General features: G+C 72.6%; 10 protein-coding genes and 1 pseudogene. 3 read left to right on the forward strand and 8 right to left on the reverse strand.

Features of this window, described 5'->3' with window-relative positions:
* Positions 1-21: 21 nt before the first annotated feature.
* The 7 genes from LDL48_RS31730 to LDL48_RS31760 form a co-directional block, all read right to left on the reverse strand.
* Positions 22-1,335, reverse strand: a complete 1,314-nt coding sequence (locus tag LDL48_RS31730) for an LLM class flavin-dependent oxidoreductase (RefSeq protein ID WP_225258810.1) — start codon at positions 1,333-1,335, stop codon at positions 22-24.
* Entirely contained in the window at positions 1,332-2,033 is a 702-nt protein-coding gene (locus tag LDL48_RS31735) for an ABC transporter ATP-binding protein (protein WP_225258811.1), read from the reverse strand. The genes LDL48_RS31730 and LDL48_RS31735 overlap by 4 nt, the downstream gene beginning before the upstream one ends.
* Entirely contained in the window at positions 2,009-2,851 is an 843-nt protein-coding gene (locus LDL48_RS31740) for an ABC transporter permease (RefSeq protein WP_225258812.1), read from the reverse strand. The genes LDL48_RS31735 and LDL48_RS31740 overlap by 25 nt, the downstream gene beginning before the upstream one ends.
* Positions 2,852-2,854: 3 nt before the next feature.
* Positions 2,855-3,919 carry an ABC transporter substrate-binding protein gene (locus LDL48_RS31745; protein WP_225258813.1) on the reverse strand — a complete coding sequence of 355 codons (1,065 nt, stop codon included), beginning with the start codon at positions 3,917-3,919 and terminating at the stop codon, positions 2,855-2,857.
* A 275-nt stretch (positions 3,920-4,194) separates the two neighbouring features.
* Positions 4,195-4,605 (reverse strand): BP74-related protein, encoded by a 411-nt coding sequence (locus LDL48_RS31750; protein ID WP_225258814.1) that lies wholly within the window; start codon positions 4,603-4,605, stop codon positions 4,195-4,197.
* 205 nt (positions 4,606-4,810) lie between these two features.
* The gene (locus tag LDL48_RS31755; protein WP_225258815.1) at positions 4,811-5,785 is read right to left on the reverse strand and encodes a hypothetical protein; all 975 of its coding nucleotides are present in this window, start codon (positions 5,783-5,785) and stop codon (positions 4,811-4,813) included.
* An 89-nt stretch (positions 5,786-5,874) separates the two neighbouring features.
* Positions 5,875-7,146, reverse strand: coding sequence for an aspartate aminotransferase family protein (locus tag LDL48_RS31760; protein WP_225258816.1), 1,272 nt, complete (start codon positions 7,144-7,146; stop codon positions 5,875-5,877).
* Between the two features lie 74 nt (positions 7,147-7,220).
* Here LDL48_RS31760 and LDL48_RS31765 point away from each other — a divergent pair.
* A pseudogene (locus LDL48_RS31765) lies at positions 7,221-8,122 on the forward strand (LysR family transcriptional regulator).
* A 9-nt stretch (positions 8,123-8,131) separates the two neighbouring features.
* On the opposite strand, the gene LDL48_RS31770 reads toward LDL48_RS31765, so the two are convergent.
* A complete protein-coding gene (locus tag LDL48_RS31770; protein ID WP_225258817.1) occupies positions 8,132-8,737 on the reverse strand; it encodes a TetR/AcrR family transcriptional regulator in 606 nt (201 codons plus the stop codon).
* An 84-nt stretch (positions 8,738-8,821) separates the two neighbouring features.
* Between LDL48_RS31770 and LDL48_RS31775 the strand changes: the two genes are divergently transcribed.
* Together LDL48_RS31775 and LDL48_RS44740 are read left to right on the forward strand one after the other, a co-directional pair.
* Positions 8,822-9,979, forward strand: a complete 1,158-nt coding sequence (locus LDL48_RS31775) for an FAD-dependent oxidoreductase (RefSeq protein WP_225258818.1) — start codon at positions 8,822-8,824, stop codon at positions 9,977-9,979.
* Between the two features lie 73 nt (positions 9,980-10,052).
* Positions 10,053-11,264, forward strand: a complete 1,212-nt coding sequence (locus LDL48_RS44740; protein ID WP_225258819.1) for a cytochrome P450 — start codon at positions 10,053-10,055, stop codon at positions 11,262-11,264.
* The last annotated feature ends 5 nt before the right edge of the window (positions 11,265-11,269 follow it).

Here is an 11,269-nt window from a genome sequence, read left to right on the forward strand (position 1 = left end):
GTGTGCTCCTCAGGTGGGTGGTTACGCCGGGACCTTGGCGGCGGGGCGGGCGAGTCCGTAGTTGTCGCGCAGCGTCCGGCCGGTGTACTCGGTGCGGAACAGCCCGCGCCGTTGCAGGATCGGCACCACGTGGTCGACGAACAGCTCCAGCCCGGACGGCAGGACCGGCGCCATGATGTTGAATCCGTCCGCGGCGCCCTGCTCGTGCCACTGCTGGATGGCGTCCGCGACCTGTTCCGGCGTACCCGCGAAGGTGCGGTGCCCGCGCCCGCCGCCGAGCCGGCCGATCAGCTGGCGCACCGTCAGCCCCTCCCGCCGGGCCAGCTCCACGATCAGGGTGTAGCGGCTCTTCGCGCCCTCGATCTCGTCCTCGCTCGGCAGGTCGGCCGGCAGTTCCCGGTCGAGGCGCAGGTCGCCGGGCTCGACCCGGAGCGTCTGGGCGAGCTGGCGCAGGGCGTACTCGGGGCGGATGAGCCGGTCCAGTTCCTCCTCCAGCGCCAGCGCCTCACGCTCGGTGGAGCCGATCGCCGGGACGATTCCGGGCAGGATCTTGATGGTGTCCGGGTCCCGTCCCTCGGCCAGGGTCCGCCGCTTCAGGTCGGCGTAGAACGCCTGCGCGTCGGCGAGCGACTGCTGGGCGGTGAACACCGCCTCGGCGTACCGGGCGGCGAGCCGCTTGCCGTCCTCGGACGAGCCGGCCTGCACGATGAGCGGATGCCCCTGCGGTGAGCGGGGCACGTTGAGCGCCCCGGCGACCCGGAAGTGCTTGCCCACGTGCCGCGGCGGGTGGACCTTCGTGTCGTCGCCCCAGACGCCGGCCTCCTTGTCGCCCAGGGCAGCGTCGTCCTCCCAGCTGTCCCAGAGCTTCGCCGCGACGTCGAGGAATTCAGCGGCCCGCTCGTAACGTTCGGCGTGCGCCGGCAACTCATCCAGGTTGAAGTTGCGGGCGGCGTCCAGCCCGGCGGTGGTGACCACGTTCCAGCCGGCCCGCCCGCCGGAGATGTGGTCCAGCGAGGCGAACCGCCGGGCCAGGTTGTACGGCTCGTTGTAGGTGGTCGACGCGGTGGCGATGAGTCCGACGTGCTCGGTCACCCCGGCCAGCGCGGTCAGCAGCACGGTCGGTTCCAGGCCGCCGGCCGGGCGGCGGCCGATCGAGTTCCACAGCACGGGGCTGTCGGCGAGGAACAGCGAGTCCAGCTTGCCTCGTTCGGCGGTCCGCGCGAGGTGCTGGTAGTGCCGGATGTCGGTGTGCGCGAACGGGTCGCTCTCCGGCAGCCGCCAGGCCGCCTCGTGGTGCCCGACGGTCATCAGGAACGCGTTGAGGTGCAGGGTCATGTGGTCACTCCGAGGGCGTCGAGAAGCAGGGCACGGGCGTGGGCGTCGGGGTGGTCGCCGCGGCGGAGTTCGGTCCTGATCCGGCCGGCGTCGAGGACGACGGTCCGGTCGGCGAGCTTGACCGCCTCGTCCACGTCGTGGGTGACCAGCAGGACGGCGGGCCGGTGCCGGCGGCAGAGGTCCTGCAGCAGACCGTGCATGCGGATCCGGGTCAGCGCGTCGAGCGCGCCGAACGGCTCGTCCGCGAGCAGCAGCTGCGGCTCACCGACCAGGGACCGGGCCAGGGCCACCCGCTGCTGTTCGCCGCCGGAGAGCTGGTTCGGCCAGGCCCGTTCCCGCCCGGCCAGGCCGACCTCGGCCAGCGCCTGCTCCCCGCGCCGGCGGGCGTCCGGGACGCGCAGGCCGAGGATCACGTTGTCCAGCACCCGGCGCCAGGGCAGCAGCCGGGAGTCCTGGAACACCACGGAGACGTTCGGCGGGATCTCGAACTCCCCGTCGCCCTCGACGTCGTAGTCGAGCCGGGCCAGCGCCCGCAGCAGCGTGCTCTTGCCGGACCCGCTGCGCCCGAGCAGCGCCACGAACTCGCCCGGGACGATGTCCAGGTCGAGGCGGTCCAGGACGACGTGGTCGCCGAACCGGCGGGTCAGTCCGACGATCCGGGCTCCGGCCCGGGTCAGCTGTTCAGTGTGCGGCGCCATGCCAGCACCCTCCGTTCGACGAGCCGGACCACGGTGTCGGAGGTGAAGCCGAGAATGGCGTAGAGCGCCAGTCCGAGCAGGATGATGTCGGTCTGCGCGTACAGCTGGGCCTGGCCCATCATGTAGCCGATGCCGCTGAGCGCGTTGATCTGTTCCACCGTGGCCAGCAGCAGCCAGGACACCGTGACGCTGAGCCGCAGGCCGACGAAGAGCCCGGGCAGCGCGCCGGGGAACACGACGTGCCGCAGGAACTCCCGACGGCGGTAGTTCTGCACCTCGGCGAGCTCCACGTACCGGTTGTCGATGCCCACGAGGGCGGCGTGGAACGGCACGTAGATGCTGGTGGCGACGCCGGCCGCGATGAGCACGACCTTGAAGCTCTCGTTGATGCCGAGCAGCAGGATGAGCAGCGGTGCCAGCGCGATGGTCGGGATGGCGCGCTTGATCTGGACCGGGCCGTCGATCAGTGCGGCGCCGATCCGGCTGAGGCCGGCGATCACCGCGAGGACGACTCCGACCAGGCCGCCGATGACGAATCCGGACAGTGCCCGCTGCACCGAGGCGCCGAGGTGTTCGGATAGCTGGCCGTTGGCGAGCAGTTCACCGGCGGTCTGCACCACGGTCCACGGTGCGGAGACCAGCCGCGGGTCCAGCCAGGCGGCGGCGGAGGCGAGCGCCCAGAGCCCGAGCAGCAGCAGCGGGCCGAGCAACCGCCCGTAGGGCAGTGGCTTTCCGGGCGCCAGGCGGCGGCGCGGCCGGATCGACGGGGGCGCCGGGCGGGGCGCGGCGACGGTCTCGGGGAGGGTCTGTGCGGTCATCGCTCACTCCCGGTAGGCGGCCGGGACGGCGTCCGCGGCGATGGTCTCGAATCGGCGGTCGAACAGGTCGGCGGCCTGGATCGGCTTGATGAACCCGCCGGCCACCAGCAGGTCCGCGGACTCCTGCTGCCAGGCCTGCGCCTTGTCCCAGTTGCGCGGGAAGCGGGGCTGGTCCTCGACGGCGAGGATGCGTTCCCCGTCGGCCTTGGTGACGCCCTGGTCCTTGACGTAGTAGGCGTCGATCCACTCGGCCTTGTGCTCGTGCGACCACACCTTCGACTGCGCCCAGTACGGGATGAACGCGCGTACCGCGGCGACCTTGTCCGCGTCGGCCAGCACCTCGCCCGGTGCCCAGAGGATGGTCAGGTAGTCCACGGCGTTCATCGGGATCGCCCGGGCGCCGTCCCGGCCGTACTCCTTGATGTATTTGGTCAAGGTGGGTTCGCCCAGCGGGGCGACGTCGATCTGCCTGCTCTGCAACGCCACCAGGAACTTGGTGCTGCTCAACGTGACCAGCTGGACGTCCTTCGGGGTGAGGCCCTGTTCCTTCAGGGTGCGCAGCACCACCAGGCCCTGTGCCTGTCCCTGGGAGAAGCCGATCTTCTTGCCGCGCAGGTCGCCGAGGCCGGCGATGGGCGCGCCGGGCGCGGTGGCGAACTGGTAGATCGGCGTCTTCTTGGTCTGCACCGCGACGATCCGGGCGTCCACGTCGATGGCCCGGGCCTGGATCGGCGGGATGCCGGCGTTGGACGCCAGGTCGATGGAGCGGGCCCGAAAGCCCTGGATGACGTCCGGTCCGGCGGTGAGGTTGGGCCAGTCCCGGACCCGGAACGGCAGCTTGCCGAGCTGCCCGGAGGCCCGCAACGCGACATGGGTGGCGTGGATGGCGATCACGAGTTCGGCGTCGGGCGGCACGGTGGACGGCAGCGGCGCCGCGGCGTCGAGTCCGGCCCGGGCGGCGTCGCCCGCGCAGCCGGTCAGTCCGGTCGCGGCGGCGCCTAGCAGACCGGCGAGCAGGGTACGGCGGTGCAGCACCGGGTTCTCGGGCAGGGAGCGTCTTGCGGGCATGGTGACTCCGTCGAGTGCGATGGAACGGGCGCACGGCAGCGCGCGGACGGTGGTCCGCGAGCGTTCGTCGGAAGGGTCGCCACCGGCTGCGGTTGGTGCCGGCAGCAGCTGTGTCTGGACTCTATGCCAGTCACCACTAGATTGCTATAGCCTATAGGTTTAATAGGTTTTACGGCCAAGTTCTTCCTGCTCAGAGTGGGTGTCCAGGGCGGAGTGATCCGGAACAGCGAACGGCCGCCCGCGTGGTCGCGGGCGGCCGTCGGAAGCGGTGGTGCCTACTGCAGGTCGATCAGCACCGCGCCCCACGGGCAGTAGTACGGCGAGGTGATCGACCGGGTCTCGACGTCGCTCTGCGGCCGTCCGTCACAGACCTCGGTGGCCATTTCGGTCCAGGTCACCGGGTTCAGGTGCCAGGTGTAGCCGGTGTTCACGTCGGTCTCGTCCCAGACGATCGTGCCGATCGGGAACGGCATCGGGTCCATCGGCTTGCCGGCCAGGATGTCGTAGGCCAGCTGGATGTCGGCGGGCTCGGTGAATTTGACCTTGAACTGCTCGCCGGTCACGTCGAACGTCGCCACGACCGGCCGGCCGGCCGAGGTCTCCGACGCGAATGCCGTGCCGGGTCCGGCGACGGCCGCGACGGCGGCGAGCAGGGTGGCAACGAGAGCCGCCTTGATGATGCGCACGAAATTTTCCTCCTGTGCGGTGGGTGGACCGGCCGGGCCGCATGTCAGGCGTTCGGCCGGGTCGGCGGGTGGCGTGCCGCGGTAGCGGCATGCACCCGGTGGCCCGAGTAGGCAATGGGAGTATGCCGGACTTACCGGACCATCGCAGTCCACTGTGGTGGTTGCCACTTCGGACTGCCCAAAGGGGCATGTCCGTGCGCCGGGGTCACGGCGTGACGAACACCGACTCCACCCGTCCGGTGGTCCGGAGGTCGTAGCGGTTGCGGGCCGAACGCCAGCCCGGCGAGGTCAGTACGCGGCCCGGCTTGACCTTCCGGTGCTCCGTACCGCCGAAGGTAGCGGTGTCCGCGCCCTTGCCCAGCCGCAGCCGGACCGGGACGTCCGCACCGGGCCGGATCTGGAGCCGGTCGACCGGACCGGCGACGCGCAGAGGGACGGTCCGCGCCGGCGCCGGCAGGTCCAGCACGGCCCGGCCGGCGCCGGCGGTCAGCTCGATCCCGGCCAGGCCGCCGGCGCGCATGTCGATCAGCTGCTCGGCGGACCTGCCGGTGAGCCGGACGGTCCACCGCACCGCCGAGTTCAGCAGGATCTCGGTGCGCGCCGTGCCGGTCCCGCCGAGGTCGAGGCGCGGCCCGCGCGCCTGATGCACCACGGCCGGCGCGCCGCCGCCGCCCAGTTCGGCGGCGCTGAACAGCAGCGGACCCAGATCCATGCTGCGGATCTGGACCAGCGAGGCGGCGCCGGCCACCTCGATCAGCCGGGTACGGGCCGGGCCGAGCGGAGCGGTGACCGGTACCCCCACGGACGGCACCGGCGGGCTGGGCAGCGGCGGATAGGACGGCAGCGGCGCGGCCTGGGCCGCCGCCACCGACCGGGTCGCCGGCCGGTAGGCCGACGTCTGGCCGAGCACCACGCCCGCGGTCAGCGCGACCACCACCGCGGTGACGATCCAGAGCCCCCGGCGGGGGCGCGGGGCGGCCTCGTACACGATCACCGCGCGGGCCTCGACCTTCGGCGCCGGCCGGGGCGCGGGCAGCACCGGAAGCAGCTCGGTCGGCTCGTTGCCGACGTGGGAGGCCGGGGCGTCCGCCACGTCCGGCGGTACCTCCGGGCCGGTGCGCGAGAGCAGGCCCAGCACCGTACGCGCGGTGCTGGACGGCTTGCCGTCGGAATCGTTCATCGGCCGTGGACCTCCGCTCGCCGGGGTCCCCACCCCGGCTCTACCCGGTGATACGGGCGCCGCGGGCCTTCGGATCGACACATGTCTTTTTAACTTGGCGCGCTCCCGAGCGCCTCGTCGAGGATCGACAACCCCTCGTCGATCTCGGCACGGTCCGCGGTCAGCGGCGGCGCGATCCGGAACACCCCCACCATGCCGGGCAACTGCACCACGTTCATGTGCAGGCCCAGCTCCAGGCAGCGCCGGGTGACCGCGGCGCCGACCGAGTCGGAGACGAGTTCCAGGCCGACCAGCAGGCCCCGGCCGCGTACGTCGGTGACGACGTCGTGCCGGCCGGCCAGCTCGTCCAGGCCGTCGCGCAGGTGCCGGCCCAGCTCGGCGGCGCGCAGGTCGAGCTTGTCGCGTTCCAGCACGTCCAGGACGGTGTTGCCGACCGCGGCGACCAGCGGGTCGGACACGTGCGTGGTGAAGAACAGGAACCCCCGGTCGTGCGCGGCCTGCTCGATCTCGGCGGACGTGATCACCGCGGCCAGTGGCAGGCCGGCGCCGAGCGTCTTGGACAACGTCAGGATGTCGGGGACCACGCCGTCGCGTTCGAAGGCGTACCAGGTGCCGGTGCGGCACAGTCCGGTCTGCGCCTCGTCCAGGATCAGCAGCATGCCGCGTTCCCGGCACTTGCCCTGCAGCGCCGCCAGGTAGCCGGGTGGCAGGTCGAGCACGCCGCCGGAGCTGAGGATCGGTTCCACGATGCAGGCCGCCAGGCTGCCCACCGACTGCGCGTCGATCAGCTCGAAGGAGAAGTCGAGCTGCCGGCGCCAGTCCAGCTCGCCGTCCGCGTCCACGAAGTCCGGCCGGTGCGGGTTCGGCACCGGGATGGCGAAGTTGCCGGGCGCCGCCGGGCCGTACCCCTTGCGGCCGTGGCTGTAGGTGGCGTTCGCCGCCGCCTGCGTCATGCCGTGCCAGGACCGGGCGAACGACACGATCTCGTGCTTTCCGGTGACCAGCTTGGCCATCCGGATCGCGGCCTCGTTGGACTCGGCGCCGGTGGTCAGCAGCAGCACCTTCGCCAGCGGCTCGGGCAGCGACTCCGCCAGCCGCCGGGCCAGGTCCACCACCGGCCGGCTCAGCATGCCGCTGAACAGGTGGTCCAGCGTCGCGGACTGGTGCCGGACCGTCGCCACGATCTCCGGATGCGCGTGCCCGAGGATGGCGCTCATCTGACCCGACGTGAAGTCCAGGATCCGGCGGCCGGACTCGGTCCAGACGTAGCTGCCCTCGGCCCGCGCGATGATCTCGGGCGTGAACGACCCGGCGCCCGAATACCGGACCAGGTGCCGGTCGACGTCCTCCCAGAAAGTCATGACCCATTGTGGGTACGACGTGAGCGTCACGTCCATCTCACAAAAGTGCGCTGGCTGTTAAGTACAGTTGCACAGTGACGCTCAACCCGTGGCGCCTGCGGTTGCTCGCCGACCTCGCCGCGCACGGCACCGTCCGGGCCGTCGCGGCGCACCTCAACCTCAGCGCCTCGGCGGTCTCCCAGCAGCTCGCCGTGCTGGAGCGGGAGACCCGGACCCAGTTGCTGGAGCGCACCGGCCGGCGGGTCCGGCTGACCGCGGCCGGGGTGCTCCTGGCCCGGCGGGCGCGCGAGATCCTGGCCGGCCTGGACGCCGCCGAGGCGGAGTTGCGCGGGCTCGGGGCCGAGCCGGCCGGTGCGGTGACGCTGGCCGTGTTCCAGAGTGCGGTGCACGTGCTCGCGGTGCCCGCGGTGACCCGGCTGGCCCGGGCGTACCCCGATGTCGACGTGGTGATCGGCGAGTCCGAACCGCACGAGAGCATGCGGGCGCTGCGCCGTGGCGCAGCGGACGTGATCGTGACGACCACCGACTTCGTCGGCACCGAACTGGACCCGGCGATCGACCTGGTGCCGATCGGCTCCGACCAGATCGTCGCGGTGCTCCCGCCCGGCCACCGGGCGGCCGGTGCCGACGCCGTCGACCTGCGCACACTGGCCGACCAGCGGTGGACCTTCGACGTCCCCGGCTCCTACATGTCCGACCTGGCCACCCGCTGTGCCGGGAGGCCGGATTCGAGCCCCGGGTGATCTGCCGGTTCAACAACTACATGATCACCTTGCCGCACGTGGCGGCCGGCCTCTCCGTGGCCCTGCTGCCCAGCCTGGCCGTCCCCGCGGAGTCCGGGGTGGTGACCCGGCCACTCCGGCCGGCCGTGCCCCGCCGGATCGTGGCGGCGGTCCGGCGCCAGTCCGCCGCCCAGGCCGCCGTGCGGGTGGTGCTGGACGAACTCCGGTCCGGGGGTACGCCCACCGGCGGATAGCCGCACCGCTCAGGCGGTGCCGCGCTCGAGCACCTCGAACGCGCGGTTCAGCCGTTCCCGGTGGTCCGCCGCGAGACCGCCGAGGTCGTCCCCGGCGAGCCGGCGCCGGACCGTCTCGACGGCGACGATGCGGTACGCGGCGACCACCAGCGCGGCGAGCAGCGCGCCGTCGCCGGAGAACCGCCGGTCGGATGCGAGCTCCGCGGCCAGGGCGACCTCGACCTCGTTCTCGAACGCCCGCAGCCGGGCGATCAGCGTGGGGGCGTCCCGGATCATCCGCAGGAACGGTTCGATGCCCTCCGCCAGGGCCGACAGGCCGTGCCGTTCCGCGGCGAGCGCGAGCAGGGTCCGGCGGATCGCCTCGACCGGCCCGACCTCGTCCGCCCGCTCGCGGACCGCGGCCCGGGCGATCTCGACCACGTCGGGAAGGCGGTCCAGCAGGAGGTCCTCCTTGCGGTCGAAGTGGGCGAACACCGTCACCTTCGACACCCCGGCCGCCGCGGCGACCTCGACGATCGTGACGTTGTCGAAGCCGCGCTCCAGGAACAGCCCGGTGGCGACGTCGGCGATGTGCGCCCGGGTCCTCGACCCACCCCGGTCCCCTCGATTCGGCATGTACGGCGGCTCCTCAGCATGTTACCTTAACCCGGTAAGCTTACCGAGTTAGGTGACCGGTGTGTCCGGCCCCGAAGGAGCAGCATGTCCACTCCCGTGACGATTATCGGCGCCGGCCTCGGCGGCCTCGTGCTGGCCCGCGTCCTGCACGTTTACGGCATCCCGGCCGTGGTCTACGAGGCCGAGACGGCCCCGACCGCGCGCACCCAGGGCGGCCTGCTCGACATCCGCCCGGACAACGGCCAGCCGGCGCTGCGGGACGCCGGGCTGATCGAGGAGTTCCGCGCCCTCGTCCTGCCGGGCCGCCAGGCGAGCCGGTTCCTCGACCGGGACGGCACCGTCCTGGCCGACCAACCCGACGACGGCTCCGGCGGGCGCCCGGAGATCCTCCGCGGCGACCTGCGCCGGCTCCTGCTCGACTCGCTCCCGGCCGGCAGCGTCCGGTGGGGCCACCGGGTCAGCGGCGTGGCCGCTCTCGGCCCGGGCCGCCACGAGGTGACCTTCCAGGACGGCAGCACCGTAGTCACCGGCCTGCTGGTCGGTGCGGACGGCGCCTGGTCCCGGGTCCGGCCGCTGCTCTCCGGCGCCACCCCCGAGTACACCGGCATGTCGGCCGTGGAAACCCACCTGTTCGACAGCGACGACCGGCATCCGGCCACCGCGAAGGCGGTCGGCCCGGGCGCGATGTACGCGCTCGCACCCGGAAAGGGCCTGCTGGCCCACCGCGAGCGGGGCGGCACACTGCACACCTACGTGTTCCTCACCGAGCCACTGTCCTGGTTCGCCGCCGTCGACTTCACCGACGCCGTCGCGGCCGCCGCCCGGATCGCGCGCGAGTTCGACGGCTGGGCCCCCGACCTCACCGCGCTGATCACCCACAGCGACACCCCGCCGGTCCTGCGTCCCCTCTACACCCTTCCGGTCGGACACCGGTGGGACCGGGTGCCCGGGGTGACCCTGCTCGGCGACGCCGCCCACCTCACGGCCCCCAACGGCGAGGGCGCCAACCTGGCCATGTACGACGGCGCCGAACTCGCCAAGGCGCTCGCCGCCCACCCCGGCGACGCCGAAACCGCGCTCGCCACATACGAACAGGCCTTGTTCCCGCGCAGCGCCGAGGCCGCCGCGGACGGCACCGAAGGCCTCGAGCTACTGTTCGGCGACGGCGCACCGTACGCCCTGCTCGGCCTGGACGGGGTAGTACCGGCGGACCGGTTGAGACCGGACGATCAGAGGTCCTGACCTGGATGGCCGGAGGTCTCCGGCCGGGCCCGTCCCGGCCAGCAGGCCGGTCCGCGTCCGATAGCGTCGCGGCGTGCGTTCCCTTTCCCTGCTCAACGTGCTCCGCCCCGAGGTGCAGGCCGACCTCTACGGCTACTACGACCGGCTGCGCGACGCCGGACCGTGCCGGTGGGACCGTCCGCTCTCGGCCTGGGTGGTGACCGGCCACGAACTGGTCGGTCAGGCCGCCCGGGATCCGCGGCTGTCGTCGGTGCGCTACCCGGACCTGGCCGCGGTCGAGCCCGAACTGCGCCCGGTGGCGGCGGTGCTGAGCCGGCAGATGCTCTACGTCGACCCGCCGGACCACCCCCGGTTGCGCGGGCTGGTGTCCAAGGCGTTCACCGCGCGGGCCATCGAGGCGCTGCGCGCGCAGATCACCCGTACCGTCGACGGGATTCTCGACCGGGTCCTCCCGCACGGCGGGATGGAGGTGGTCGGCGACCTGGCCCATCCGCTGCCGGTCACGGTCATCTGCGACCTGCTCGGTGTGCCGGAGGCGGACCGCGAGCAGATGCGGGCCTGGTCGGCCGACGTCGCGGTGGTGGTCGGAAACCCGCGGCTGTCGGACGGGGAGCGCGATGCCGCCGTCCGCAGCATGGCCGAGATGATCGCGTACTTCGGCACGCTCTCCGGCCGGCGCACCACCGGCCCGGAGCCGGACGTCCTGGACGCGCTGCTCCGGGCCCAACACGACGGCGCCGGCCTCACCGTGGACGAGGCGCTGGCGAACACGGTGCTGCTGTTCATGGCCGGGCAGGAGACCACCACGCACTTCCTCGGCAACGCGATGCGGGCGCTGCTGGAACACCCGGACCAGGCGGCGCGGCTGCGCGCCGAGCCGGAACTGTGGACCACCGCGGTCGAGGAACTGCTGCGCTTCGACAGCCCGGTGCAGCTCATGCTGCGCCGCGCCAAGCAGGACGTCCGGCTCGGCGACGCGGAGATCCAGGCCGGGCAGGCGGTCCTGGTGGTCTGCGGCGCGGCCAACCACGATCCCGGAGTCTTCGACACGCCGCGCACCCTGGACCTCGGCCGGACCGGACCCCGGCACGTCGCGTTCGGTCACGGCCCGCACTTCTGCCTCGGCGCCGGCCTGGCCCGCCTGGAGGGCGAGGTGGCGCTGCGGGCGATGCTGACCCGGCTGCCGGGGCTGCGGCTCAGCGACGCGGCACCGCGGTGGCAGCGCAGCCTGGACTTCCGCGGCCTGACCGAACTGCGAGTGAGGTGGGACGTCGTTCCGGGGTGAGCCGC

Origin of the sequence: Jidongwangia harbinensis (assembly GCF_020216025.1) — a bacterium.
Taxonomy (GTDB): Bacteria; Actinomycetota; Actinomycetes; order Mycobacteriales; family Micromonosporaceae; genus Actinoplanes; species Actinoplanes harbinensis.

What these genes read in the sequence shown, in the direction of transcription:
- LDL48_RS31760 (WP_225258816.1), bottom strand. Translation starts at nt 7,146, where the DNA reads ATGACTTTCTGGGAGGACGTCGACCGGCACCTGGTCCGGTATTCGGGC.
- LDL48_RS31735 (WP_225258811.1), bottom strand. Translation starts at nt 2,033, where the DNA reads ATGGCGCCGCACACTGAACAGCTGACCCGGGCCGGAGCCCGGATCGTC.
- LDL48_RS31770 (WP_225258817.1), bottom strand. Translation starts at nt 8,737, where the DNA reads ATGCCGAATCGAGGGGACCGGGGTGGGTCGAGGACCCGGGCGCACATC.
- LDL48_RS31745 (WP_225258813.1), bottom strand. Translation starts at nt 3,919, where the DNA reads ATGCCCGCAAGACGCTCCCTGCCCGAGAACCCGGTGCTGCACCGCCGT.
- LDL48_RS31755 (WP_225258815.1), bottom strand. Translation starts at nt 5,785, where the DNA reads ATGAACGATTCCGACGGCAAGCCGTCCAGCACCGCGCGTACGGTGCTG.
- LDL48_RS31730 (WP_225258810.1), bottom strand. Translation starts at nt 1,335, where the DNA reads ATGACCCTGCACCTCAACGCGTTCCTGATGACCGTCGGGCACCACGAG.
- LDL48_RS31775 (WP_225258818.1), top strand. Translation starts at nt 8,822, where the DNA reads ATGTCCACTCCCGTGACGATTATCGGCGCCGGCCTCGGCGGCCTCGTG.
- LDL48_RS31740 (WP_225258812.1), bottom strand. Translation starts at nt 2,851, where the DNA reads ATGACCGCACAGACCCTCCCCGAGACCGTCGCCGCGCCCCGCCCGGCG.